Origin of the sequence: Pseudodesulfovibrio aespoeensis Aspo-2 (genome assembly GCF_000176915.2) — a bacterium.
GTDB lineage: Bacteria > Desulfobacterota > Desulfovibrionia > Desulfovibrionales > Desulfovibrionaceae > Pseudodesulfovibrio > Pseudodesulfovibrio aespoeensis.
The window spans coordinates 3,548,495-3,573,470 of record NC_014844.1; the positions used below are offsets into that span (position 1 = coordinate 3,548,495).

At 63.9% G+C, this 24,976-nt stretch carries 20 protein-coding genes; 6 read left to right on the top strand and 14 right to left on the bottom strand.

Translation table 11 applies throughout. The features are described from left to right. Window positions 1-81: 81 nt before the first annotated feature. The 3 genes from DAES_RS16410 to DAES_RS16420 all read right to left on the bottom strand — a co-directional run bounded on the left by DAES_RS16410 (window position 82) and on the right by DAES_RS16420 (window position 3,453). Complete coding sequence (locus DAES_RS16410; protein WP_013516160.1) at window positions 82-930, bottom strand: NAD-dependent epimerase/dehydratase family protein; 849 nt, start codon at window positions 928-930, stop codon at window positions 82-84. Window positions 931-947: 17 nt separating this feature from the next. Further along, the gene (locus DAES_RS17110) at window positions 948-1,997 is read right to left on the bottom strand and encodes a glycosyltransferase family 2 protein (protein WP_013516161.1); all 1,050 of its coding nucleotides are present in this window, start codon (window positions 1,995-1,997) and stop codon (window positions 948-950) included. Between the two features lie 337 nt (window positions 1,998-2,334). Then, entirely contained in the window at window positions 2,335-3,453 is a 1,119-nt protein-coding gene (locus DAES_RS16420) for an ISAs1 family transposase (protein WP_013513286.1), read from the bottom strand. Between the two features lie 209 nt (window positions 3,454-3,662). On the opposite strand from DAES_RS16420, the gene DAES_RS16425 reads away from it, so the two are divergent. Both DAES_RS16425 and DAES_RS16430 read left to right on the top strand, forming a co-directional pair. Continuing rightward, window positions 3,663-5,333, top strand: a complete 1,671-nt coding sequence (locus DAES_RS16425) for an NAD+ synthase (protein ID WP_013516162.1) — start codon at window positions 3,663-3,665, stop codon at window positions 5,331-5,333. A gap of 37 nt (window positions 5,334-5,370) precedes the next feature. Beyond that, window positions 5,371-7,158, top strand: coding sequence for a 6-hydroxymethylpterin diphosphokinase MptE-like protein (locus DAES_RS16430; RefSeq protein WP_013516163.1), 1,788 nt, complete (start codon window positions 5,371-5,373; stop codon window positions 7,156-7,158). A gap of 90 nt (window positions 7,159-7,248) precedes the next feature. Here the strand turns inward: DAES_RS16430 and DAES_RS16435 are convergent, their stop codons facing one another. Beyond that, complete coding sequence (locus DAES_RS16435) at window positions 7,249-7,734, bottom strand: hypothetical protein (RefSeq protein WP_013516164.1); 486 nt, start codon at window positions 7,732-7,734, stop codon at window positions 7,249-7,251. 194 nt (window positions 7,735-7,928) lie between these two features. Between DAES_RS16435 and DAES_RS16440 the strand changes: the two genes are divergently transcribed. Then, window positions 7,929-9,119, top strand: a complete 1,191-nt coding sequence (locus tag DAES_RS16440; protein WP_013516165.1) for an NAD(P)/FAD-dependent oxidoreductase — start codon at window positions 7,929-7,931, stop codon at window positions 9,117-9,119. Between the two features lie 96 nt (window positions 9,120-9,215). On the opposite strand, the gene DAES_RS16445 is transcribed toward DAES_RS16440, so the two are convergent. Next, window positions 9,216-9,860: a peroxiredoxin gene (locus tag DAES_RS16445; protein WP_013516166.1), complete on the bottom strand. Its 645-nt coding sequence runs from the start codon at window positions 9,858-9,860 to the stop codon at window positions 9,216-9,218. A gap of 276 nt (window positions 9,861-10,136) precedes the next feature. Here DAES_RS16445 and DAES_RS16450 point away from each other — a divergent pair, with 276 nt between their 5' ends. Continuing rightward, window positions 10,137-13,046, top strand: a complete 2,910-nt coding sequence (locus DAES_RS16450) for an insulinase family protein (RefSeq protein WP_013516167.1) — start codon at window positions 10,137-10,139, stop codon at window positions 13,044-13,046. Window positions 13,047-13,131: 85 nt separating this feature from the next. On the opposite strand, the gene DAES_RS16455 is transcribed toward DAES_RS16450, so the two are convergent. The 4 genes from DAES_RS16455 to DAES_RS16470 form a co-directional block, all read right to left on the bottom strand. Next, window positions 13,132-14,475 carry a glutamine synthetase family protein gene (locus tag DAES_RS16455; protein WP_013516168.1) on the bottom strand — a complete coding sequence of 448 codons (1,344 nt, stop codon included), beginning with the start codon at window positions 14,473-14,475 and terminating at the stop codon, window positions 13,132-13,134. 135 nt (window positions 14,476-14,610) lie between these two features. After that, window positions 14,611-15,033 carry a universal stress protein gene (locus tag DAES_RS16460; protein ID WP_013516169.1) on the bottom strand — a complete coding sequence of 141 codons (423 nt, stop codon included), beginning with the start codon at window positions 15,031-15,033 and terminating at the stop codon, window positions 14,611-14,613. Next, window positions 15,030-15,650, bottom strand: coding sequence for a sugar transferase (locus DAES_RS16465; RefSeq protein WP_013516170.1), 621 nt, complete (start codon window positions 15,648-15,650; stop codon window positions 15,030-15,032). The genes DAES_RS16460 and DAES_RS16465 overlap by 4 nt, the downstream gene beginning before the upstream one ends. After that, entirely contained in the window at window positions 15,647-16,804 is a 1,158-nt protein-coding gene (locus DAES_RS16470; protein ID WP_013516171.1) for a glycosyltransferase family 4 protein, read from the bottom strand. Before DAES_RS16470 ends, DAES_RS16465 begins: the two co-directional genes overlap by 4 nt. 244 nt (window positions 16,805-17,048) lie before the next feature. Between DAES_RS16470 and DAES_RS16475 the strand changes: the two genes are divergently transcribed. Next, window positions 17,049-18,161, top strand: coding sequence for a DUF362 domain-containing protein (locus tag DAES_RS16475; RefSeq protein ID WP_013516172.1), 1,113 nt, complete (start codon window positions 17,049-17,051; stop codon window positions 18,159-18,161). 60 nt (window positions 18,162-18,221) lie between these two features. Here DAES_RS16475 and DAES_RS16480 read toward each other — a convergent pair whose 3' ends face one another. The 5 genes from DAES_RS16480 to DAES_RS16500 form a co-directional block, all read right to left on the bottom strand. After that, on the bottom strand, window positions 18,222-20,303 hold the full coding sequence (locus DAES_RS16480; RefSeq protein ID WP_013516173.1) for a methyl-accepting chemotaxis protein: 2,082 nt from the start codon (window positions 20,301-20,303) through the stop codon (window positions 18,222-18,224). A gap of 169 nt (window positions 20,304-20,472) precedes the next feature. After that, a complete protein-coding gene (locus DAES_RS16485) occupies window positions 20,473-22,143 on the bottom strand; it encodes a mechanosensitive ion channel family protein (protein WP_013516174.1) in 1,671 nt (556 codons plus the stop codon). A 116-nt stretch (window positions 22,144-22,259) separates the two neighbouring features. Continuing rightward, a complete protein-coding gene (locus DAES_RS16490) occupies window positions 22,260-22,928 on the bottom strand; it encodes an HAD family hydrolase (RefSeq protein ID WP_013516175.1) in 669 nt (222 codons plus the stop codon). After that, window positions 22,925-23,839, bottom strand: coding sequence for a deoxyribonuclease IV (locus DAES_RS16495; RefSeq protein ID WP_013516176.1), 915 nt, complete (start codon window positions 23,837-23,839; stop codon window positions 22,925-22,927). The genes DAES_RS16490 and DAES_RS16495 overlap by 4 nt, the downstream gene beginning before the upstream one ends. Window positions 23,840-23,903: 64 nt before the next feature. Continuing rightward, window positions 23,904-24,185, bottom strand: coding sequence for a hypothetical protein (locus DAES_RS16500; RefSeq protein WP_013516177.1), 282 nt, complete (start codon window positions 24,183-24,185; stop codon window positions 23,904-23,906). A 352-nt stretch (window positions 24,186-24,537) separates the two neighbouring features. On the opposite strand from DAES_RS16500, the gene DAES_RS16505 reads away from it, so the two are divergent. Further along, window positions 24,538-24,813, top strand: a complete 276-nt coding sequence (locus DAES_RS16505) for an RNA recognition motif domain-containing protein (protein WP_013516178.1) — start codon at window positions 24,538-24,540, stop codon at window positions 24,811-24,813. Window positions 24,814-24,976 lie beyond the last annotated feature (163 nt).

Genomic DNA, 24,976 nt, shown 5'->3' on the forward strand with positions numbered 1-24,976 from the left:
ATATCTTGTTTTGAAATGCCGGGACGTGTGGATTCCTGTAGATAAGGGCCGCAGACCGGTATGCGCAAAGGGGGCATAGAGTCACCGGGTCACTCCCAGCCGGGCGAGTTTGGCGGTGCTGCCCCAAAAACGAAAGGGTTCCCATTCCGGATAGGGGTATACGCCAAGCTTCAGTTTGATCGAGGCTTGTGTCTTATCGATATATCCTTGAACCATCTCTCGCAGGCGTACATTTTTTCCGGAACAAATGTTGACGATGCCCGTAAACGACGAATGGTGTGCCAGAGCCGCCAGAATTTCGGCCACCTCCTCCACGGGGAGGTAGTCGCGCACCTGTTCCCCGCCGGACATGGGGAATTCCTTCTGTCCATCGGCAATCGCCCGTTGCAGTTGGGCAAATAGCGAGTTGGGGTTCTGTCCCGGACCATACATGTAAAAGAGTCTCGACCATTGAAGACAGACACCCGTGCCGAGTATGCGCTGCTCCAAGGACTGTCGCAGTCTGTCTTTAGCCATGGCGTAAGGGGTGCTCGGTTTTGCCTCGATCTCTTCGGCCAACTCCCCTTCCTGCATCCCATACTCTAAACAGGTGCCCGTCACCAGAAGGTGCTTCAGGCCACCATCAATTAATCGAAAAAGGACTTCGCGGCTTTGTGGCAAACTTTCCTGCAGATGGCAGTCCGATCTATAGTTGGGCAGGCCCGGCCAGGCAAGATGAATACAATGTGTCGGACTGCCTAGGGCTGCAAACAGATTGTCCGGCAACGTCTCCATATCCATTGGGACGCACTCCACTTCGTCGGACCATGGGGCAGCCCGCAGCTTTTGGACATCACGCCCCGTCACAACCGTAGGTGTTCCCCGGCGGACTAGCGCTGAAACAACGTGGTTACCCAAAAAGCCGGTCGCACCGGTTACAAGCACTTTCATGAGGTTGGCCTTGCCTGTTACATTCCGGCAGGGTGGAGGATCTTCATGATCGCATTGAAGTCGTTACGCCCCGCTACCCCGCTTTGTTCAAGAATCCTTTCCAACTCGCTTTTCTCGCATGCTTTTTTCTGGGCTGTATCCAGAGCTTTTTTCTCCCTGAGGATCGTTTTCCTGAGGAAGGAGGTCCATTCCTTCCTGATTCTGTCACCCAAAGTTTTAGGGGGCCGGTCACCTATCCAGTAAAATGTCTTGCGCCGGAGGGCTCTCACAAAGAGGAGGGCGAGTGCGCCTTCGATGAAACGCCGTGCGCACCTTTCCGGAAGGGCTTCCCGTTCGTACAGATACCGGCTGACGGTTTTTTTGATCGCTTCCAGTTCCGGGAAGTACCGACCGTTGAATATCATGTCTTTCGACTTCCCGCGCAGGCGCAGGCATGTGACGTTCAGCGAAGGGACAAGGTTGGTAACATGAAAGAAGCTGGGGAATTTGGCGGCCTTCCCGTGCGCGAGCATCATCATGACCATATAGAGTTCACTAAAATTGTAATTGACCAACTCGGCCGGGATTCTGTCGAGTGTAACTTTCCAGCAGTCGGCACGCTGTACCGAATAGAACATAGGATGGTAGTTCGTGAAATGTTGCAACAACCTCGCCCCGGCGCTGTCGGCGTCCGCCTGATATAATGGAGAGTCCGGCTCGTGAGGATAGACCCGCCCGTTTTCATGATAGAGGATCACGCCTTGGGCGGACGAGTAGTCGGGATTGTTTTCCAAGAAATCGACGCACTCGGTTATTGCCTGCCTTGACGGGAAGATGTCGTCGGCATTCATGAGCATGTATGGGGTGTGGACGCGCTCTACGACATGCTTACGGATTTTCTGAAGCACGCCCAGGTCCGGACAATGCACATAATCAATGCGGGGGTTGCTGGAAGAGGGGGCATGCGGAGTTTCCGAGGAATCAATGACCAAAATCCGGGTATCCAGACTGAGTAAATGCGGGAGAACCTGCTCAAGCAGGTGGTGCCGTTTATAGGTCGGCACGACAACGGTCAATTTGTTGCGCATGTTTTCCTCACTTTATTAATGATAATTAAAGGGGCTGCGGCCTGTAAACCGCAACCATTGATCATCCTGGTTCCGAAGAGAACACTCGGAACTCTTCAGATTTCGGCAGCATGATAGTGTGTTGATTTTGTTTGAGTATTACTTTTTAGCGGATTCTTCCTGTTTGAAGAGTGACCTAGCATTTTGACCCAGTGGAGGCAACAGTAAGTTGTTTGCCTGAAGCTCCGATTATAGGGTCACCCGAGCACCACCTTGAATGCAAAACCCGTGCGAATCACTTCGCGAGGGTTTTTGTGTTCCGGAAGCACACACTCCATTCTGGCCAGGGCAACCGCATCTAATTTCCAGTCAGCACCTTGATAAGAAACGAGTTGTCCCAGCCAGCCATTTTGCGCTTTCTCTTCATGCTGGTTTTCGTAGACTCTTGTTTCACACAATTGAGCGCTATTTTCCTCAACATTGAGAGGTTTTCCGGCGAATTATCCTTTCGTATACGACTTTGGTCCTCGCCGAAACTGACATCAAGCACCCAATGGACTGTGTTTTCTATCCCCCAGTGCTCACGGACGGCATCGCCGAAACGTTGAGCGTGCCCGTTGATACTCATGATGAAATATCTTTTTTCATTCGATATGGTGTTGCCAACTTCGCGTTTTGATTCAACCATGCCGATGGCATTGAGATTGTCCCACCCTGTTATTCCTGCCAGAAGATCGTCACCCACAATGGTGCTGTATTCACGGGTTTCGATTCGGCCATGGCCGGAATCGATTGTCCGGCGCGTCTGATGTAGCAAAGATGTATTGACCTTGGACTCGTTAAACAAAAGATCAATATATTCATAAAGTTCTGGCTGGTTCTGTTTTACGGCAAGCACATAGTCGGCTTTTTTTGATCCGATCTGCTTGGCTATGGCTTTTTGGCACCCCATGGCATCAATGGTGACAATTGCACCTTCAAGATGCAGCATTTCAAGCAGCTTGGGGATTGCAGTAATTTCATTCGACTTGTCATCCACTTTCACTTGGCCAAGGATAAGGTTGTCCTGTGAAAGCCATGCGTTGACCAAATGAAGAGAGTTTTTTTGCGTTGCCCTATCGAACGATCGCCGCACCGTCTTTCCATCAAACGCCACAACTTTGCCGCGCATTTCGATCTGTAGGGCCGAAAGCCAACTCGACAGCGCTTGTTGCAATTCGATGGGCTCCAGTCTGGCAAAGACGCGCGCAAACGTGTCGTGGGATGGAATGCCATTTGGAAGCTCAAGAAATGTTTTCAGCCATTTTTCCCTCGTTATTCCAAAGCATTCTATATCCTCCCACCCCTCAGCATTGGCAATAACTGCGCAAACGGCAATGACCAGTATGTCAATAAGGTTATGTTTTTTTGTCCTGTCAATTCGCGGGTCTTTGACAATGGACAGATGGGTGATCAACGACTTGTCGCAATTTGGCATCTGCACTCCCTTTTGGAGTGCACCATACACTATATCAGACTAAAATCATTATGAATGCTTTGACACATGGCATTTGAGTCAAACGAATAAATGAAGTCAGGAGGCACTTAACCGACAAAAACGCGTCAGACGCGATCCTGAGATGCGTCAGCCCTGTGCCGAACCCCGGCACGGTTGCCCAATGGCCGCCTTTGGCGTATCTAGGCTCCATGAAAATCGGCGTGCTGCAACTCAATCCCGTGGTCGGGGACATTGAAGGCAACTGCGCGGCCATCAGGCAGGGCGTGGCCGAGGCCCGGAGCCTGGGCGCGGACCTGTGCCTGACCCCGGAAATGGCCGTGACCGGCTACCCGCCGCGCGATCTGCTCCTATACGGCGGATTCGTGGCCAGGGCCAGGGGTGCAGCCGATGCCCTGGCCCGCGAGCTTGAGGACGACGCGCCCGGCGGAACTCCCCTGCTCCTGGGCGGGGTGGAGCCAAACCCCTGCAACCTCGGCAAGCCGGTCTTCAACGCCGCCTTCTGGTGCGAAGGCGGCGCGGTCCGCCGCGTGTTCCGCAAGACCCTGCTGCCCACCTACGATGTCTTTGACGAGGCCCGCTATTTCGAGCCCGCGCCCACTGGGGATCAGGCTGGGAACATCCTGCGTTTCAAGGGCCGGACCATTGCCGTGACCATCTGCGAGGACGCCTGGAACGACAAGGACTACTGGGAGACCCGGAGCTACGCCCGCGACCCGCTCGAAGAGGCCGCGGTCCACGGGCCGGACCTGATCCTCAACCTCTCGGCCTCGCCGCTCTTTCTGGGCAAGCAGAGGCTGCGCGAGGACATGCTCGGAGCCGTGGCCCGCAAATACGGCGTGCCCCTGGTCTACGCCAACCAGACGGGCGGCAACGACGACCTGATCTTTGATGGCCGATCCTGCGCCTTTGGCCCGGACGGCGCCCTGACGGGCCGCGCCCCCGGTTTCACGCCGGGAGTGGCCATGTTTGACATCGACGCGCCAAAGCCGGACGCCATCGCTCCCGACGATTTCGGGCGCGAGGCCGAGACATGGCGCGCCCTGGTCATGGGCACCCGCGACTATGTGCGCAAGAGCTGCTTTTCCACGGCCCTGATCGGCCTGTCCGGCGGCATCGACTCTGCCGTGACCGCTGCTGTGGCCGCCGAGGCCCTGGGAGCGGAGAACGTCACCTGCGTGCTCATGCCCTCGCCCTATTCAAGCCGGGGCAGCGTGGACGACTCCCTGGCCCTGGCCGCCAACCTGGGTGTGACCACCCTGACCCTGCCCATAGCGCCGATCATGAACGCCTATGCCCTGGCCCTGGCCGGGCCCTTTGCCGGGCTGGCCGAGGACACCACCGAGGAGAACATCCAGTCGCGCATCCGGGGCAACCTGCTCATGGCCCTGTCCAACAAGCGCGGGGCCATGCTCCTGACCACGGGCAACAAGAGCGAGCTGGCTGTTGGCTATTGCACCATCTACGGCGACATGTCCGGCGGGTTCGCGGTCGTCTCGGACATGGACAAGACCGGGGTCTTTGCCCTGGCCCGCTGGTACAACGCGCATGTTCGCCCGGCCATCCCCGAGGCGATCATCACCAAGCCGCCTTCGGCGGAGCTGCGGCCCGATCAGAAAGACCAGGACTCGCTGCCCCCCTACGACGTGCTTGATGCCATCCTGGCCCTGCACATTGAGCGCCACCAGTCGGCGCGCCAGATCATCGGGGCGGGATTCGACCCCCAGACCGTGGACCGGGTACTGCGCCTGGTCCGCTCGGCAGAGTTCAAACGCCGTCAGGCCGCGCCGGGCATCAAGCTGACCCCGCGCTCGTTCGGCACGGGCTGGCGCATGCCCCTGGCCTGTCGGCGCGAGATATGACCCACGGCCCATCGCGGTCCAAACACGCGGACACCACATGCTCACCACCTGTCTCGACCTGCTGACCAGGGACCACATCCAGGGTAACCCCCTGGTCATCACGCTCGGCGCGTGCCAAATGGAAGAAGGGCTCTCGCCCGCCAGACTGCTGCGCCTGCCGGACGCAGGCCCGGCGTCCATGTCGGCCATAGGCCGCATCCCCCTGGCCGAGTATCGCCACGGCGCGGTCCTGGCGGTCTCGTCACTCCTGGCGGAGACTGACTACCAGGCGGTGCGCCGCATTCAGAAGCACCTTGTCTTCTGCCTGATCAAATACGTCTGGTTCCCCAGCCAGGACACCTCCACCCCGGACCCCCTGGGCCTGGGCGGCGACAAGGGACCGCTGGCCCACCTGCTCTATCAGGTCAACACCATGGAGAACCTGCCCCACCTCCTCTCCTGGCCGCGCACCAAGAGCCTCACGGGCGCACTCCCGCCCATGCCCGTGCTCCTGCTGCTGCCGGGCGACTCCCTGGACGGCCTCGCGCCTTTTGCCCCGGCCCTGGCCGAGCGGTTCCTGGTTCTCTGCCTGTCCAAGACCCTGGCCTTTTGCCGCAACGCGGGCATCACGCCGGACATCGTGGTCCAGCTCGACACCCACGGCGAGCAGCACAACTTCTACCCCGACGACATGGACCTCTCGAACAGCTGGCTCCTGGCCCTGTCCTGCGCCCCGGCCAGCCGCTATCTCCACCGCTTTGCCGGGATATTCTGGATCGACACCTTCCACCCCGGCCTGTTCGGCGACACCTACGAGATTCGCAACTCCTGGCTCAGTTCGTTCATCCCCATGCTCGGAGCCGCCGAGCTGCTGCGCCCGCCGAGCCTGCTGGTGGCCGGGGCCGACCTCGCCTTTGGCTGCCGGGCGGGCGGCCCGTGCACCGGGGGCGACGGCCTGTGCGCGACAACGGACAGCCAGCCCCTTTCCAATGCAGAGGACCTGACAGCAGTGGTCAAAGGCTCCTTTGCCGCCCGCCTGGGCAACGGCCAGACCGGGATCACCACCATGCAGTTCATGGCCACGGCCTACGAGGCCGAGACCATCGCCGCCGAGATGGTGATCAAGGGCGGCACCGGGTGCTACAATATCTCGCGCACCGGCATGCTCGACCCTGCCGTGTTCGAGCATGCCGACCCGGACGCCTTCCTGACAGCCCCGGCCATTGACCGGACCGTGTTCCGCCAGGGCATGGAGCGCGCCTCGCGCGCGGGGTTGCCCAACCTGACCGGGGCCAAACGCATGCTCTACGAGCAGCTGGGCACGGCCGAGACCCTGGCCCGTCAGGCCGAGGCCCTGACCGCGGACGCCGAGCCCGAGGAACTGGCCGACAGCCCGCTGCTCTCGGCCACCAAGCTGCTGACCCATCTGCATCCCGTGGCCGACACCGCCACCCGGATACACATCGCGCGCGAGCTCATCCGGCGCTACCGCGACACCCTGCGCCAGCGCATCACCGGGTTCCGACTGGCCGACTGGGCCGACCGGGGCAAGACCCTGCCCCTGCTCTGCCATCCAGACGAGCGCGACAGACTGCTGGCCGCCCTGGGCCAACGCTTTCCCAAGGCGCGCTGGCGCAGCCTGCACACCTGGGAAAACAACGCCAACCGCACCGCCACCCTGACCGTGCGCGACCTGCCGCAGTTCCTGCACGACCATCCCGTGACCCTGATCTCGCGCCGCTATGCCGACTGCGCGGACTATCTGCTGCGCCTGCTGCCAAAGGACACCTCCCTGATCGTCGAGGAGCTGCTGGCCGCGCCCTGGCCGCCGGGCCGGGGAGCCTGACCAGGCCAGCGGAGCGATCCCCCAATGGCGCAAAAAAGCCCGCCGGGCGCAGGCCGGACGGGCAGAACAAGTCGGATCAGGGGACGCGGCTCACATGGTGTTGATCAGCGATTTCACCTTGTCGTCTTTCCTGTTGATCTTTTCATAAGCCCGGATGTCCTTGTCGAGCTTTTCCAGAATGGCCGTGACAAGGGCGTCCCGCACGGCGCGGCGGGTGGGGGCCGATATGGTCCCGCCGTCGGTCATGCCTATCCGGATCTCGAACATCAATTCCGTGGAAGGGTTCACGGCCCGGTACTGGTCCTGGAGCGATGTCTGGACGACCACGCTCTCGATGACCCCGTCGTGGCGCTTGATGAAGGCCAGGAGCCGGTCCACCTCCTTGGCCGTAAACGCCTTGCGCTCAAGGTCGCCCGAAAAGGAGAGCTTGCGCTCCGAATTACGGCTGAAGAGGGACTCGCCCTCGGTGACCATGTCCAGATTGAAGAAGAAAACCACCATGCCCACAGCAAGCAGGACAAGAATAAAATTCCTCGTCCTCTCCCTGCTCCTGTCGCGGCTTTGGCGGCTTCTCATGACATCTCCTGCGGTTGCGTCGGGCTGGCCGACCGTGGAGCCTGGCCTATACTACGAATCCGCGGTTTAGCATAGCCGTGCCAGCCCGATCAGAGCGGCAGCGCGGTCAGCGACGCGGCCAGGCCGGACCGCCCGCCCTTGCGCGACAGGCGCTCCTCGGTGTAGGGGAAAGATTCCGATCCGGGGGGGGATCCATGGACAAGCGACACGATGTCATCATCTGCGGCTGCGGCCCGGCAGGAGCCACGGCAGGGCTGGCCCTGGCCCGCAGGGGGCACTCGGTGCTCATGCTCGACAAGGCGCGGTTCCCGCGCCCCAAGCTGTGCGGCGGCCTGCTGACCTGGAAATCGGTCCGGCTGCTGGAGACCGTGTTCCACGAGAGCGTGCCCGGCCTGACCGAGGCGGGCGTGATCACCCATGTCTCGGACCGCTACACCATCCGCACCCCGGCCAGTCTGCTGACCAGCGGGGCCATGCCCTACCCCTTCCACTTCATTGACCGCTCCCGGCTGGACGCCCGGCTGTTGGACCACGCGGCCAGAGCCGGGGCCAAGGTCATGCTCGGCGCGCGGGTGACGGCCTGCGATCCAGGCGGCGGCTCAACCCCGGCGCGCCTGACCCTGGCCGACGGCACCGTCCTCGAAGCGGATCACCTCATCGGCGCGGACGGGGCCAACTCCGTGGTCCGCAATTCCTTTTTGGGCCACGACCGGGACCGGTTCAACCAGTTTATGGCTCCGGCCATAGAGGTGACCCTGGACCCGGCAGCCCTGCCAGAGCCGGTCGAGTGCCCGGAGCTCTATGTGGGCTTCATCGAGGCGGGCTATGGCTGGGTCTTTCCAGGCCAGGATCGCGTCCTGGTGGGCCTCTGCGGCCTGCGGCGCGGAAAAGTCAAATTTTCCAATCTATTTAGAGATTTTCTTGATTTTCTCAAGATCGACTCGCGGGCTGTGCCGCCCCTGCGCGGGCACCCCCTGCCCTATGGCAACGCCCTTGAAAACCCGGTCTGCGGCCACGCCATGCTTGTCGGCGACGCGGGCGGGTTCGTGGAGCCGCTCTTTGGCGAGGGGATTTTCTACGCCATGTGCACCGGCCTGTACGCGGGCGAGGCCGTGGCCTCGGCCCTGGAGGACGGCCAAGCGCCCGGCCCGCTCTACACGGCCCGGCTGCGCCGCGACATCTCCCCGGAGTTGCGCGGGTCCGACAGGCTGCGCTGGCTCCTGTTCCGGGCCATGAAGCTGGTCGGGCCGCGCTCGCTCAGCCTGTTCGTCAACACCGGCTCCACCCGGCTGGCCGAGATGGTCCACGGCAGGCGCTCCTTTTCCTGGCTGCGCCGCAAGCAATGGGATTTCCTGAAGCCGGGCCTGCCCGCATCCGACAAATAGACCGCCCAACGCCCAGGAAGACGAACGCAGGAGCGCCCCTGACAGACCGTCTGTCAGGGGCGCTTTGCAACAGGAGTTACGAGAGTGTGATCGTAACTAGTCGTTGAGAGCTTCGTAAACCTTGCCCACCAGCCCTTCGCCAGGGGTCAGGGTCTTGCCGCCCGGAACCCATTTGGCAGGGCAGGCCTGCTCGGGGTGGTCCTTGAGATAGGCGTTGGCCTCCATCTTGCGTACCAGCTCGTCGGCGTTGCGGCCCACGTTGTAGTAGTTGATCTCCGCAGAGACCAGCATCCCTTCGGGGTTGATGACAAAGGTGCCGCGCAGGGCCAGGCCGGTGTCATAGTCCCAGACATCAAAGAAGCGGGAGACCTCGCCAGTGGCGTCCGAGGCCATCTTGAATTTCACGTCGGCCAGCAGCCGCTCGTCGCTCTTCCAGGCCAGATGGGTGAACTTGGTGTCCGTGGAAACCGAGATCACCTCGGCTCCAAGCCTGACCAGATCGGCGTGTTTGGCGGCCAGGTCGGCCAGCTCGGTGGGGCAGACAAAGGTGAAGTCGGCCGGGTAGAAGAAGAGAACTACCCACTTGCCCTGCTCGCGCAACGCACCCATATCCACCTCGCAAAAGCCGCCCTCGACAGGGTCGTAGCTCTCCATGGCAAAGGGCGGGACCAACTGCCCTACTTTGGCGAATTCCGGGAACATTTCATCGTGGTCGTGGTCAGTTTCGCATCCGCAGCTCATGATATTTCTCCATATGGTCAAAAGGTTGTCAGCTAGGTATGAATGATTCCTATTTTCAACAAAACTAGCCGGACAGGCGGCGTCCGTCAAGTATTTTTTGCATCCACGCTGCACTTTGATCCCGCAGCCATGTAGTGTATACCCTTGTCTGTCGCGCTGCTTCCGGAGCGCGACCAGGAAGAACGGCCCGGCAACGGGCCAAAGGGAACGGCAAACACGCTGCCGGGCGATGCGCACGGCGCACAGACTGTCAACAAGGCAAAGAGAGCAGACATAATGAGTCACGGTTTCACGAAGATCAGGGAGCTTGAGATCGCGGAAATGGCCGCCTTCGCCCACCTCTACCGCCACGACAAGACCGGCGCGCGCGTGCTGTCCATCGTCAACGACGACGAGAACAAGGTCTTTGGCATTTCCTTTCGCACCCCGCCCGAGGACTCCACGGGCGTGGCCCACATCCTGGAACATTCGGTCTTGTGCGGATCCGAGAAATACCCGGTGCGCGAGCCTTTTGTGGAGCTGCTCAAGGGGTCGCTCCAGACCTTTCTCAACGCCCTGACCTTTCCGGACAAGACCTGCTATCCGGTGGCCAGCGCCAATGTCAGCGACTTCTACAACCTTGTGGACGTCTATCTTGACGCGGTCTTTTATCCCCGGTTGACCGAGAACACCCTCAAGCAGGAGGGGTGGCACCTGGAGCTGGCCGGGCCGGACAAGCCCCTGACCTACAAGGGCGTGGTCTACAACGAGATGAAGGGCGCCTATTCCTCGCCCGACTCCCTGCTCCACGAGCATTCCCAGCAGTCCCTCTTTCCGGACGTGACCTATGGCCTGGATTCGGGCGGCGACCCGGCCAGGATTCCGGACCTGACCTTTGACACGTTCATGGCCTTTCACCGCGACCACTACCACCCGTCCAACGCCTACGCCTATTTCTACGGCGACGACGACCCGGCCAAACGGCTCGAAATCCTGGACGCCGTGTTCTCGCGCTTTGAGCCCCGCGACGTGACGGCCAGCCGCATCCCGCTCCAGCCCCGGTTCACCGAGGCCCGCGCCCTGCGCAAGCCCTATCCGGCCTCGGAGCGGCTGGACAAGGGCATGTTCACGGTCAACTGGCTGCTGGCCGAGACCGCGGACGCCAACCTCAACCTCGCCCTGCACATCCTGGAGCAGATCCTGGTGGGGCTGCCCTCCTCGCCCCTGCGCAAGGCCCTGACCGATTCCGGCCTGGGCGACGACCTGGCGGGCGTGGGGCTTGAGGCGGACATCCGCCAGATGTTCTTCTCCGTGGGCCTCAAGGGCATCCACCCGTCCAACGCCATCAAGGTGGAGTCCGTCATCTTCCACACCATCAAGGAACTGGTGGAAAAAGGCATTGACCCCAAGGACATCGAAGCGGCCATCAACACCGTGGAGTTCGACCTGCGCGAGAACAACACCGGCTCATACCCGCGCGGTCTTTCCCTCATGTTCCAGGCCCTGTCAACCTGGCTCTATGACGACGACCAGGGCGAGGGCGATCCCCTGCTGCTCCTGCCCTTTGAGGAACCGCTCACGCACATCAAGGGGTGGGTCGAATCGGGCGAGAAGATTTTCGAGGAGCTGCTGGCCCGGCTCTTCCTGCACAACCCGCACCGGACCACCGTGCTCCTGGAGCCGGACCAGAAGATGGCCAAGCGCGCGGCCAAGGAAGAAACGTCCCAGCTCAAGCAAATCAAGGCAGCCATGACCGGCGACGACCTCGACCGGGTCATGGCCGAGGCTGCGGAGCTGTCCCGCCTCCAGGCCGAGCCGGACGCGCCCGAGGCCCTGGCCACCATCCCGCGCCTGTCCGTGGCCGACCTGCCCACCCAGAACAAGCCCATCCCCACCGAGGAGCGCACCCTTGGCGGCGCGCCCCTGCTCTTTCACGAGCTGGTCACCAACGGCATCGCCTATGTGGACCTCTGCTTTGACCTGTCCGTGGTCCCGGACGAGCTGCTCTCCTATGTGCCGATCCTGGGCCGCGCCCTGACCGAGACCGGCACGGCCAAGCGCGACTATGTGGACCTGTCCCAGTGGATCGCCCGCACCTCGGGCGGCATCTGGGCCCAATCCTTCACCGCGCCCGTGCTCGGCTCGGACGCTGCTGCGGCCCGGCTCCTGGTGCGGGCCAAGGCCACGGCGGACAATATGGACGAGACCGCCGCCATCCTGACCGAGATCCTGGCCTCGGCCCGGCTCGACAGCAAGGAGCGGCTGGGCCGCATCGTGGCCGAGGCGCGGGCCAGGGCCGAGCAGCGGCTGGTGCCGTCCGGCCATCAGGTGGTGGCCACCCGGCTGCGCGCCCGCACCCACCCGGCCCACGCCATGGAAGAGCGCCTGTCCGGCCTGACCGGCCTCCAGTTCCTGCGCGCCCTGGAGGGGCGCATCGAGGATGATTTCCGCGCGGTGGCCAAGGACATGGAGCGGCTGCGCTCCCTGCTCATCACCCGCACCGGGCTGGTGGTCAACGCCACCATGGACGCCGCCCTGATGGCCGGGTGTGAGCCCGCCCTGGCCGGGGTGGTGGACGGGCTGCCCGCGACCCGGACCGAAGCCGCGCCCCGCGCCCCCCTGGCCCTGCCCGAGCGCGAGGGCCTGGCCATCCCGGCCCAGGTCAACTACGTGGGCAAGGGCGTGAGCGTGGCCGGACACGGCATTTCGTTCAGCGGCGCGGCCCTGGTGGTCAACAAACTGCTGCGCACCGGCTACCTGTGGGAAAAGGTGCGCGTGCAGGGCGGTGCCTACGGCGCCTTCTGCCTCCTCGACCGCATTGGCGGCAGCATCGCCTTTGTCTCCTACCGCGATCCGAATCTGGCGGCCACCCTCGACGCCTTTGACGCCGTGGCCCAGCATCTCGAAACCCTCGACCTGTCCCGCGACGAGCTGGAGAAATCCATCATCGGAGCCATCGGCGAGCTGGACGCCTACCAGCTGCCCGACGCCAAGGGGTTCACCGCCCTGGTCCGCCGCCTGACCGGCCAGGACGACGCCTACCTCCAGACCCTGCGCGAGCAGACCCTGAGCGCCACCCGCCAGGACTTCGCGGACTTTGCCAAGGCCGTGCGCGTCAACGCCAAACACGGCGCGGTCTGCGTCCTGGGCGACGAGGGGGCCATGAAGGCGGCCAAGCTCGGCCTGGAAATCACCCGCGTGCTCTAGCCCGGACCAGACCTGATCCGGCCCAAACAATAGCAAAGGCCCTCCGTTCGCGGAGGGCCTTTTTTTCATCAAAAGCAGGGTTCTGCTAGAGGATTGGCAGGTACTTGTCCAGCTCGTACTCGGTGACCTGGGTCCGGTATTCGTCCCATTCGGCCAGCTTGTTCTCCACCAGGGCGGTGTGCAGATGCTCGCCCAGGACCTCCTTCATGAAGGCGGACCGGTGCAGGTTCATGGTGGCTTCGTAGAGGGAGCCGGGCAGCGCCTTGATCTTGTTGCGCTTCAAGGCACGGTCGTTCATGGCAAAGATGTCCTCCTCCACCGGGTCGGGCAGGACGTAGTTCTCCTCGATGCCCTTGAGGCCCGAGGCCAGCTGCACGGCAAAGCAGAGGTAGGGGTTGGCCGCCGGGTCCGGGCACCTAAGCTCCATGCGGGTGGCCGCCTCCTTGCCCGGCTTGTACATGGGCACGCGGACCAGGGCCGAGCGGTTGCGCCGCGCCCAGGCGATGTAGACCGGGGCCTCGTAGCCGGGCACCAGCCGCTTGTAGGAGTTGACCCACTGGTTGGTCACGGCCACGAACTCCGGCGCGTGCTTGAGGATGCCCGCGATGTACGACTTGCCCTCGGCGGACAGGTTGTACTCGTCGCTCGCATCATGAAAGACGTTGCGCCCGTTCTTGAAGAGCGACTGGTGGACATGCATGCCCGAGCCGTTTTCGCCGAAGATGGGCTTGGGCATGAAGGTGGCGTAGCAGCCGTGCTTGCGCGCGGTCTCCTTGACCACCACCCGGTAGGTCATGGCCGTATCGGCCATTTTCATGCCTTCCTGGTAGCGCAGGTCGATCTCGTGCTGGGACGGGGCCACCTCGTGGTGCGAATACTCCACCTGGATGCCCATGGCATCGAGGGCGAAGATGATGTCGCGGCGGATGTTGTTGCCAAGGTCGAGCGGCGGGGCGTCGAAATAGCCGCCCGAGTCGAGCACCTCGGTGTCCTTGTCGTCGGCAAAGAGGAAGAACTCCAGCTCCGGGCCGACGTAGAAGGTGTAGCCCTTCTCGGCGGCCATGCCCATGACCCGCTTGAGGACGAACCGCGAATCCGCGGCAAAGGGCGAGCCGTCGGGATTGACCACGTCGCAGAACATGCGCGCCACCGGGCGCTCCGTGGGCCGCCAGGCGCAGATCTGGAAGGTGGTCGGATCGGGCATGGCCACCATGTCCGACTCGTCGATGCGGCAGAATCCGAGGATGGACGAGCCGTCAAAGCCCATGCCCTCCTCAAAGGAGGCCTCAAGCTCGCTCGGCGTGACCTGGAAGCTCTTCAGTGTGCCCAGGATGTCCACGAACCAATACTGGATGAAGCTGACGTTATAGTCCTTGACCGCCTTCATCACGTCGTCGGCGTTTTTGCAATTGAAAACCGGGATGCTCATTATGGGTTCCTCCAGAATTAGGGGTTTCCGGCAAGGGTGCGTTGCGTGCGCCTTTCTCCAATCAATGCCACAAACGGGCCGACCGGAAAAGCCCATTGCCGGGCTTCTCCCCGACAGGACGCGCCGGGGCGTCTTCTATTTAACCACCAGCACCGGGCAGGCCGAGATGTTGAGCACCTTGTGGGTGACCGAGCCGAGGATCAGCCCGGCCAGGTCGGACCGCCCCCTGGAGCCCATGACGATCAGTTCGCACTTCTCCACCTCGGCCACGTTGGCGATGACCTCGGCCACCTCGCCGCCAATGATCAGGTCCAGATAATCGACCTTGGCGTTGCCGAGCTTGCCGCGATAGTGGGCCATGACCGCCTCGGCGTTCTTGATCAGATATTGCAGCAGTTCGTCCGCGTTGGGCTGGCCCAGGCCCGAGGGCACGGGCTTGCGCACATGGAGCAGGACGATGGACGCGCCAAAGCTGGCGGCGATGTCGATGGCCATGTCGGCTGCCGCGTCCGAGAGGCGGGAGCCGTCCACAGGCAGCAGGATGCGGGTGACGTTCATGATCTACCTTCCTTGTTGTCCGGGTTGTCGCCATTGCCCATGAATTCCTCCATGGTGGCGTGTCCGGGCTGACACACGTCGTCGGCCTTGAAGACCGAGCCCAGGGTCAGCCAGAGTATCTTCAGGTCCAAAGCCAGGGACTGGTTGTCCACATACCATATATCATACTCGAATTTCTCGTCCCAGGATATGGCGTTGCGACCATTGACCTGCGCCCAGCCCGTTATGCCGGGGCGCACCTCGTGACGGCGGGCCTGACGCGGCGAGTAGCGGTCGAGATAGGCCATGAGCAGCGGCCTGGGACCGACCAGGGACATCTCGCCGCGCAGCACGTTGATGAGTTCGGGCAGTTCATCAAGCGAGGTGGAGCGCAGGAACCGGCCAAAGGGGGGCAGCCGGTCGCAGTCGGGCAGGGGCGTGCCGTCCGGGCCGGTCGAATCGCGCATGGTGCGAAACTTGACGATCTCAAACGGCTTGCCGTGCAGGCCGGGCCGCACCTGACGAAAGAACACCGGGGAGCCCAGCCTGACGCGCACGGCCAGGGCCACGAGCAGGAGCAGCGGCCAGAGCGCCAGCAGGGCCGCGCCCGCCACGATCAGGTCAAAGAGCCGCTTCATGCTCCTTTCTCCTGCGTGCCCGGTTCCGGGCCAAGCTCCATGAAGGCCAGGATGGCGTCGTTGACCCGGTCCACGTCGAACCGCTCGCGAGCCAGGGCGCGGCTGGCCGCGCCCATGGCCGGGACCAGGGCGGGATCGAGGATGAACCGCTCCATGGCCGAGGCCAGGGCGTCCGCGTCGCGAGGCGGCACGAGAAATCCGTTTTGGCCCGGAATGACCGTCTCGCGGCAGCCGGGCGCATCGGTGGTGACAATGGCCCGGCCCATGCTCATGGCTTCGAGGATGGAGCGCGGCACGCCCTCGCGGTAGTGGCTGGGCAGGACATAGACCCCGACCCCGGCCAGGAGCGGGCGCACGTCCTCCACCGGGTCCAGCACCTCCACGGCCCCGGCCCGCCGCCACCGGGCGATCTCGTCCGGGGTCACGGCGTCGCCGCCGCTCTCAAGGGGCCCGGCCAGCCGGAACACGGCCTGGGGATGCCGCTCCCTGAGCCGCGCCGCAGCCTCGGCAAACAGGGCCACGCCCTTGGACCTGAGCAGCCGGGACAGGCACAGGAAGACCGGCTCCCTGGGCAGCGGGGCCTCGGCGTAGTGGGTCATGTCCACGCCCGAGCCGCCCACCACCGTGGTCCGGACCCGCTCCGGGATGACCCCGAGTCTGCGGAAGAACGTTTCGTCGTCCGGGTTCTGGAAGATGACCCCGTCGCAGGCGTTGAGGCCGGAGCGGTACATGCCCTTGGCCACGTTGAAGAGGATGCGCCGCCTGAGCCCGGCCTCCTCGGTAAAGGCGTAGCCCAGGCCGGTGATCATGGCGTAGACGCGCTTCTTGTGGCCCACCCAGGCCATACGCGCGGCCAGGGAGCCGTAAACCACGGGCTTGAAGGTGTAGGAGAGGACGAGATCGGGCTTGATGCGCACCAGGGTCTGCTTGAGATGGAGCAGCGCGCCGAGGTCGGCCAGAGGATTGAGTCCGCGCCGGTTCAGGGCGATCCCGTGAAAGTCCACCCCCATGGCCTCAAGCTGCTCCCCCACGTCCGGCACGTGGACCGGGGCCAGGGCGTGCACCTCGTGGCCCAGGAAGACCATCCGGCCAAGCAACGGCCCGCGAAAATTGACCAGCGACGGCGCGTATCCGCCGATGACGACTATCTTCATTCTCCCCCACCATGCCTGACCCGCAAGGGCCGTTGAACCACGCGCAGCCCGCTGGCCGCCGATGGTCCCTTTCTAGCAAATGCGCCGCCCTTTGGAAACCTTTGCGCGTTCGGAGGTTCCCGTCCGGGGATTTCGCGTCCGCCGCTGTTCCGGCGGCGGCCCAGGCACCAACGGGTGCCCTCTTCCGCTCTCCGGGACGCCTGTGATACGGTGTCAGGCAAACCTTTGAACCAAGGAAGACATCATGTCCGCCACCGTCTATTTCTGGAATCTCCGGGCCTCGCACAAGGCCCCGTTCGACAAGCGCATGCGCAGCCTGCTCAAGGCCGCCAGCGCGGACACCCTGGTGACCGGGGGCGATCTGGCCGCGGTCAAGCTCCACTTCGGCGAGCAGGGCACCACCGGATTCCTGCGCCCGCTGTGGATCAGGGAGATCGTGGATTTCCTCAGCCGGGCCGGGGCCAAGCCCTTTCTGACCGACGCCTCGACCCTGTATGTGGGCCAGCGCGGCGAGGCGGTCTCGCACAGCCTGTGCGCGGCCAGACACGGCTGGGACCCCCTGGCGCTGGGCGCGCCCGTGATCATCGCCGACGGCCTCAAGGGCGGCGACGAGGTGGCCGTGCCCGTGGGCGGCAAGCACATCGCGGACGCCTACATCGCCTCTGCCGTGGCCGAGGCGGATTTCCTCGTCTCAGTCAACCATTTCAAGGGGCATGAAATGGCCGGGTATGGCGGCGCGCTCAAGAACATCGGCATGGGCTGCGCCAGCAAGAAGGGCAAGATGCACCAGCACTTCTCCACCGGGCCGGAGATCACCATCGAGAACTGTACCGGCTGCGGCTCGTGTCTGCTGGCCTGCAAGACCCAGGCCCTGTCCCTTGACGCCGAAACAGGCCGCATCGCCCTGAACGCCGAGCGGTGCGTGGGCTGCGGCGGCTGTTTCGTGGCCTGCCGGTTCGATGCCCTGAACGTCAACTGGAAGATCGGCATCCAGGAGTTTCTGGAGCGGATGATGGAATACGCCCTGGCCGTGGTCAGGACCAAGCGCAAACCGTGCCTGCACATCAACTTTGTCATGGACGTGGTGCCCGACTGCGACTGCGTGGGTTTCACCGACGCGCCCATCTGCCCGGATATCGGCGTGCTGGTCAGCCTCGACCCGGTGGCCGTGGATCAGGCGTCCCTGGATCTGGTCAACGCGGCCCAGCCGCTCCATCCGAGCCAGCTCCCCTTTGGGGTCACTCCCGGCCAGAACAAGTTCCTGGCCATCCACCCGCATGTGCCCGAGGCCATGGGGCTCGACTACGCCGAGGCCATCGGCCTGGGCACCCGCCAGTACGAGCTGCTCCCCCTGTAAACGCAAAAAGGGCGGGAGCGCATCAGCGCTCCCGCCCGTGATCTCTGCCCACCAGACTTTCTAAAACCGCTCGAAATCGTCCCCGTCCGGCTCCGCGCCCAGGTCAAGGGCGACCCCGCCGGGCAGCGCGCTCCTCTTGGCCCGGTCCGGCCTTGCCGACTTGGCCGCGCCGGGCAGCGCGGGCTTGGCAGGCTTGGCGGCCCGGAGAGGGGCCGCCCGGCGTCCCGCCTTGGACGCCCGGCCTGCGCCAGAAGGCTCTCCGAGATAAAAAAAGCTGACCGACTTCTGCAGTTGCACGGCCTCGCCAGCCAGATTGTCCGAGGTCGAGGCCACCTCTTCGGACGCGGCCGCGTTCTGCTGAATGACGTTGTCGAGCTGGTGGATGGCCGTGCTGATCTGGCCCATGCCCGCATTCTGCTCATTGCTGGCCACGGCGATATCCTCGATGAGCCGGGCGGTCTCACGGATGTCCGGCACGAGTTTGGCAAGCTTTTCGCCTGCCTCGCGGGCCACCCGGACCGTGGAGGTGGACAGCTCGCTGATCTCGGCGGCGGCCTGCCCGCTGCGCTCGGCCAGCTTGCGCACCTCGGCGGCCACCACGGCGAATCCCTTGCCGTGCTCGCCCGCCCTGGCCGCCTCGATGGCCGCGTTGAGCGCCAACAGGTTGGTCTGGCGCGCGATCTCCTCGATGACCGATATCTTTTCGGCGATGTCGGTCATGGCCCCCATGGCCTGGCTCACGGCCTGTCCGCTCTCTTCAGCGTCCTCGGCCGCGCGGGTGGCCATCTGCCGGGTCTTGGCCGCGCTCTGCGCGTTGCCCTGCACATTGGCCGCCATCTGCTCCATGGCCGCGGAGACCTCTTCGATGGCCGAGGCCTGCTCGGTGGCCCCCTGCGACAGGCTCTGGGACGACGCGGACAGCTCCTCGCTGCCCGACGCCACGTTGTCCGTGGCCGACTGCACGCTGCCGATGACCGAGCGCAGCTTGGCCGACATGTCGCGCAGGGCGTCGGCCAGCCGGCCCACCTCGTCCTTCTGATCCACGTCGATCGCGCGCGTCAGGTCCCCGCCCGCGAGGCTGGTGGCAAAGGCAATGCCCTGAGCCACGGGCCGGGTGATGATGTTGGCGATCACATAGAGGACCGCAAACAGGATGATCACGGCCACCACGCCGATGGCCGCGCTGGTCCAGGCAATGGCGTTGGCCTCGGCGCGCACCGTGTCCATGGGCACGGTCACGGCCAGACTCCACGGCGTGGAGGTCTTGCCGATGCGGATGGGCTGATAGGAGTAATAACTCTGCTCGCCAGTGTGGGCCGAAGCCTTGACATCCGCGAACGGCCTGCCGCTCTTGATGGCCTCAAGCAGCCTGACGCGGACTTCCGGCGTCTGGAACTCGCCGATGTTCTTGCCTATGTAGTCTTTATTGCGATGGGCGAGAAAGGTGCCGTCATTGGCCAGCAAAAAGGCGTAGCCCGTGTCAAAGACCTGGATGGCTTCCACCATCTTCTGGAGGTCTGTCAGGTAGAAGTCCACGCCGACCACGCCGACGTTGGTCCCGCCCTTGCTGACCGGGTGGCCGGTGGAGGCGAGCCAGAAGGTGGTGCCGTCCGCCTCCCAGGGGTAGGGCTTGGTGATGGTCTCGACACGGCCCGCCATGGGGACGTCGAACCACTCTCCCGCCATGTCCTCGGTACCGACAAAGCTGTCTTTGATCTGCCCGTCCACCACGTGGTACCAGTTGCGGTACGCGCCCTTGTAGACATCCGCGTACTCTGCCTCGCGATCGTCGAACCTGCCGGGCAGGAAGGTGCACCACGCCCCGGCCAGCTCAGAGTTGGCGGTCAGGGTCTTCTTGAGCACGCCGTCCAGGAACTCGCGGTCCGGAATGGCCGGGTAGTTGGCCCCCTCCTCGAACATGGCGGCCAGTATCCTGGTCACATCCATGGCCCGGTTCAGGGTGCGGCCCACATCGAGGCTGTAGCCCTGGGCCATGCTCTCGGCCAGGGCTTCGGCCTGCCCGGCGGCCAGGGTCCGCGCCTTGTCGGTCATGACCCAGGTGCTGGCCATGAGCACGAGCGCGACGATGAAAAACGTGGGCAACAATATCTTGAGCCTGAGGCTCCAATCCTTGAATCTCATGGTCTCCTCCGATTTCTGCAGTCAGGGGCGTAGCCGGGCGCATCCATTGTTGGATGTACGCCCGTGTCGGAGAGAGATCAATTATAAACAGGCGCATACGCACGCCTGTCGCCAAAACGACACGCATGGGCCACTGCCCGTCACGGGCAGCACGGGCAGACTGCCCGCGTCACTTCTCTCCCTTGATGTGCACGTCCCTTTGCGGGAAGGGAATCTCTATGCCCTGCTCCGTGAACCGACGGTATATCTCGCGGCTCAGCTCGTGGACGGCGCGGCCCCGGTCATGGGGCCGCTTCACCCAGACCTGGAATTCGTAGTTGATGGAGGAGTCGCCGAATGTCCGCAGCCGGGCGCGCGGCTGGGGCGTCTTCCTGAGCAGCGCGTTGTCCTTGGCCGCCTCCATGAGCGCCGTTTCCACCTTGTCGAGGTCGGAACCATAGGCCACGCCGATCTTGATCTGGACGCGCAGATACGGCTGGGGAGCGCTTTGGTTGACGATCTTGCTGTTGGTGATGATGGAGTTGGGGATGGTGATCATGATGTCGTCGCGGGTCACCAGCCGGGTGCTGCGCATGCCCACGGCCTGGACCTCGCCCCGCTCGCCCGAGTCGAGCAGGATATAGTCGCCTGCCCGAAAGGGCCGGTCCAGGAAGATGGACACGCCACCAAAGAAGTTGGCCAGGGTCTCGCGCGCGGCCAGGGCCACGGCCACGCCCGCGATGCCTGCCGAGGCGAACACCGCCGTGACCGGCAGGCCAAAGTAGCCGCCCACCCGGTAGAGCAGGGCAAAGGCCAGGCCAAAGGAGACCAGGCGGCCAACGAGCTTGATGACATCGGCGTTGAGCGCCTCCTCCTTGATCTTCTGCGAGGCGATGATGCCCTTGGTGATCACGTTGCCGGCCACCAGGATGGTCCAGACCGCGAACGCGGCCAGGGCGGCCTCAAGCAGCATGGTGGTGGCCGACAGCACCCGCCCGGTGATATTGATCTGGGCGTTGAGGATGTACGCGTCGAGCAGGCACACCCCCATGGCCACAAACGGGAACACCAGACGGCTCACCCGCCAGGGGTGGTCGCTGGGGCGCTTCTTCCAGTCCCTGTGCCACTGGAGCAGACGCCAGAGCAGCAGGCCGCTCAACAGGAAGACCAGCCCAAGCCCGCCCCACTGCCACACGGCCTGACCCAGGTATCCCTGGCGCATCCAGCCGGGCAGCATGGCGATGAACCCGTCGGGGATCATCCAGCCCGACGAATAGATGTATTCCTCGTAGATGCCCTGGGCGGCGCCGTCCCGGTATGGCAGGGCGCGCACCTCGGCGTAGAATTCGTCCAGCCTGTCCACGGTCTGCGGGGTGAAGAGATAGGAGCCGACGCGCTCGCCCTCGGCCACCCTGCCGATCATGATCTCGGTGTGCGGGATGCGCCACAGGGTGATGTTCTGCCTCTTCATGTCGTCGCCGTCGGGAACGGCCTCCATATCCGGCAGGGGGATGCGGTCGAGTATCTCGCGCAGGCGCAGCAGGGATTCGAGGGCCACGCTGCCCTGGATGGTGGGCGCCACCTCGCTCAAGTCAAAGCACCGCTCGGCACGCTGGCGCGCCTCGCGCACCATGACGGGATTTTCCGGCTCTTCGCGCATGGCCTTGTCAAAGGCGCCCGAGTGGTCGAGAAAGCTCTGGAGCGTGGCCCTGGGGCTCGACGTGTCCGGCGGCTCCAGGGGGAACGCGGCGAACAGGTGGGAGGCCTGGGCGTCAGAGGCGGCGAGGCCGGTAGCGAGACTGGCGGCAAGCACAAGACACACCAGCATCCGGGACAGGGCGCGAATCACTGTTCGCAGCATGGAGCCTCCGAGTATTGCAGGTCATGGACACGATTTCAGCCACTCTTCACTATCGCGACAGGCCGCTGATGCACAAGGGGAATGAACGGCTGGCCGCACCATCGCCCCGCAGCCTGTCAAATGAGCCCGGCCTCCATGAGCCGGGGCAGGAGCGCGGCCACATCCGGGGCGATGAAATCCGGGCGCAGGGAGGCAAAGGCCGCAGCCCCCTGGTGGCCGCTGGTCACGGCGGCGCACAGCGCGCCCGCGCCACGGCCCGTCTGCACGTCCATGGGGTGGTCGCCCACCATCAAAGTCCGGGCCGGGTCCGCACCCAGACGCTCAAGCGCCTGCAGCAGGTGGGCCGGGTCGGGCTTGACCCGGACAGCGGTCTCGCGGGCGATGAACACCCCGACCTCGGTCTCGATATCCGGGAACACGATGCGCACGGCAGCCGAGATGTTGCGGGTGATGACACCAATGGACACACCTCTCTCGCGGAGCAGGGCCAGGGTTTGCCGCGTGAATTCAAAGAGCCGCCCTTCCCGCGCCGCGTCCAGCTCCATGGCCGCGATGACCAGCCTGCCGCGCGAGGCGAACTCCAGCCCCTCGGCGCGGTCCAGCTCCATGGCCCTGGCCACCAGCTGGTCGAGCCACTCCAGGGCGGGCGTTGGCCCGGGCACGGGCCGCTCGCCAAGGAAGACCTCGCCCAGGGCCGCGATCCTTGTCTTCATCAGGTCAAAGTCCAGGGTCAGCTCGGCCAGGGTGCCGTCAAAGTCGAAAACCACGGCGTCCAGGCGGCTCACGGGTGCTCCTCCTCGCCCCCGGCCAACCGGCGCAGGAGGGTCAGGTTGCGCACGTCGTCGGCCAGGTCCTTGTCCTTGGGCGTTTCCAGCACCTTGGGCACGCGGACAAAGCGAGGATCGCGCATGAGCAGGCGGAACCCCTCCAGGCCGATGGCCCCCTGGCCGATGTGCTCATGGCGGTCCTTGCGCGAGGCAAAGTCGCTCTTGGTGTCGTTGAGGTGAAAGAACCGGAGCCGGGGGAGGCCGATGATCCGGTCGAAATGGTCAAAGGTCGCGGCGTAGGCCTCTGGGGTGCGGATGTCGTAGCCAGCGGCAAAGGTGTGGCAGGTGTCGTAGCACACGCCCAGACGGTCGGCATGGCGCGACAGCTCCATGATCCGGGCCAGCTCCTCGAAGGTGGAGCCGAGGTTGGTGCCCTGGCCCGCCGTGGTTTCGAGCAGGATCATGGCCCTGCTGGTGGGCGAGCGGTCCATGGCCTGATCTATAGCTTGGTCCAGGGCCGCCGCGTAACGAACGATCCCTGCGTCCACGCCCTGGCCCAGGTGGGAGCCGGGATGGGTGACAAGATAGGGGATGTTCAGGGTTTCAACGCGCCGCAGCTCCTCGGCAAAGGCGGCCCGCGAGCGCTCAAGCAGGTCCGGGTCGGGCGAGGCGAGATTGATCAGGTAGGAGTCGTGGGCGGCCACCGGGGAGTCGCCCCACTGGGACCAGGCCATGGCGAACAGGTCCGCGTCGTAGGCCGAAAGCTCGGGAATGCGCCACTGGCGCTGGTTGCGGGTGAATATCTGCAGGGCCGTGCCACCCGCCGCGCGGATGTGCTCAAAGGCCATGTGCAGACCACCGGCAATGGACATGTGCGCCCCCAGCAGGTCGTTGCACTTGGCTGGGGCGCGGCCCGATTCAGGCGTCATGGAAACCTCACATGGGGCATGCCTCGCCTCGGGCAGGCTGCCGCACCGCCACAGGGGCGGGGAGCTAGTCGATCCAGGCGCTCAAGGCCTCGACGATCTTCTGGGCCTGGGCCTGGCTCGATATGTTGAACTTGGACTTGGGGCGGTACGAGCCGTCCACCTTCTGGTAGCGGCGGATCGAGAACTTCTCCGGGCCGTATTCACCCTTGGCGCGGTTGAGCTCCTGATACCTGAAGACGATGGTCGTCCAGGCGCCCTTGGACAGGACCACCTTGTCCAGCTCCTTGACGATGAGCTGATTGTCCTCGGAATAATTGATGGTGATCTCTTCGACGTTGGATGCCATGCGCTGCTCCTTGCATGTGGTATTCGCCCCTTGGGGCGGCAGGGGTCTACCTCTACATATGTACCGGGCAAAGGGCAAGCGCGGCCTCACTGCGGCGGCCCGACAGGCCGCATGGCCCGGCAGGACCGGTAACCGGAAAGAACCCCTGGAAAAAATCTGAATTGGGTTGACGAAATATACGCCCTCGCGTAACGCCTGTATTACTCTGTCGCCCTGCAACGCGCCTTGGGCGCGCGCGGGCGGTGGGCATGGCATTGGCGCGGGGCGGCTGCCTGTGTCGGGCCGGGAATATCCCCGGCAGCGACTCGCTCCCTCCCCGCCAGGATTCCCATTTCATTTGGAGCCTTTTGAAATGAAAAGCATTTATGTCGGCAACATTCCCTTCAGCGTTTCCGAAAACGACATCCGCGGGCTGTTCGGCGAGTACGGCGATGTCGCATCGGTGAAACTGGTCGAAGACCGCGAGACGGGCCGCTTCCGTGGCTTCGGCTTTGTCGAGATGGACGACGCGGGTGCCCTCGAAGCCATCGAGGCCCTGGACGGCAAGGACATGGGCGGGCGGACCCTCAAGGTCAACGAAGCCCGTCCCAGGGAAGCCCGTCCCAGGGAACCCCGCTCCCGCCGCTAGACCGGTTCCGCTCCCGGCCAGCCTCCCTCGACACGTGCGCGTTGCCGGGGGTCGATAGGTGTGCCCTTTTGGCAGGGTCGCCCAGGCGGCTCGTCCCCTTCCGTGACGCGTCGTCAGGCGCGCCCGACACTGAGTCGTGCGCGTTTCCAGACCCCCCTTCCAT

Bases quoted from the DNA above. Each gene is read 5' to 3' on its own strand.
- DAES_RS16410 (WP_013516160.1), bottom strand. From the start codon at position 930: ATGAAAGTGCTTGTAACCGGTGCGACCGGCTTTTTGGGTAACCACGTT.
- DAES_RS17110 (WP_013516161.1), bottom strand. From the start codon at position 1,997: ATGCGCAACAAATTGACCGTTGTCGTGCCGACCTATAAACGGCACCAC.
- DAES_RS16420 (WP_013513286.1), bottom strand. From the start codon at position 3,453: ATGCCAAATTGCGACAAGTCGTTGATCACCCATCTGTCCATTGTCAAA.
- DAES_RS16425 (WP_013516162.1), top strand. From the start codon at position 3,663: ATGAAAATCGGCGTGCTGCAACTCAATCCCGTGGTCGGGGACATTGAA.
- DAES_RS16430 (WP_013516163.1), top strand. From the start codon at position 5,371: ATGCTCACCACCTGTCTCGACCTGCTGACCAGGGACCACATCCAGGGT.
- DAES_RS16435 (WP_013516164.1), bottom strand. From the start codon at position 7,734: ATGAGAAGCCGCCAAAGCCGCGACAGGAGCAGGGAGAGGACGAGGAAT.
- DAES_RS16440 (WP_013516165.1), top strand. From the start codon at position 7,929: ATGGACAAGCGACACGATGTCATCATCTGCGGCTGCGGCCCGGCAGGA.
- DAES_RS16445 (WP_013516166.1), bottom strand. From the start codon at position 9,860: ATGAGCTGCGGATGCGAAACTGACCACGACCACGATGAAATGTTCCCG.
- DAES_RS16450 (WP_013516167.1), top strand. From the start codon at position 10,137: ATGAGTCACGGTTTCACGAAGATCAGGGAGCTTGAGATCGCGGAAATG.
- DAES_RS16455 (WP_013516168.1), bottom strand. From the start codon at position 14,475: ATGAGCATCCCGGTTTTCAATTGCAAAAACGCCGACGACGTGATGAAG.
- DAES_RS16460 (WP_013516169.1), bottom strand. From the start codon at position 15,033: ATGAACGTCACCCGCATCCTGCTGCCTGTGGACGGCTCCCGCCTCTCG.
- DAES_RS16465 (WP_013516170.1), bottom strand. From the start codon at position 15,650: ATGAAGCGGCTCTTTGACCTGATCGTGGCGGGCGCGGCCCTGCTGGCG.
- DAES_RS16470 (WP_013516171.1), bottom strand. From the start codon at position 16,804: ATGAAGATAGTCGTCATCGGCGGATACGCGCCGTCGCTGGTCAATTTT.
- DAES_RS16475 (WP_013516172.1), top strand. From the start codon at position 17,049: ATGTCCGCCACCGTCTATTTCTGGAATCTCCGGGCCTCGCACAAGGCC.
- DAES_RS16480 (WP_013516173.1), bottom strand. From the start codon at position 20,303: ATGAGATTCAAGGATTGGAGCCTCAGGCTCAAGATATTGTTGCCCACG.
- DAES_RS16485 (WP_013516174.1), bottom strand. From the start codon at position 22,143: ATGCTGCGAACAGTGATTCGCGCCCTGTCCCGGATGCTGGTGTGTCTT.
- DAES_RS16495 (WP_013516176.1), bottom strand. From the start codon at position 23,839: ATGACGCCTGAATCGGGCCGCGCCCCAGCCAAGTGCAACGACCTGCTG.
- DAES_RS16500 (WP_013516177.1), bottom strand. From the start codon at position 24,185: ATGGCATCCAACGTCGAAGAGATCACCATCAATTATTCCGAGGACAAT.
- DAES_RS16505 (WP_013516178.1), top strand. From the start codon at position 24,538: ATGAAAAGCATTTATGTCGGCAACATTCCCTTCAGCGTTTCCGAAAAC.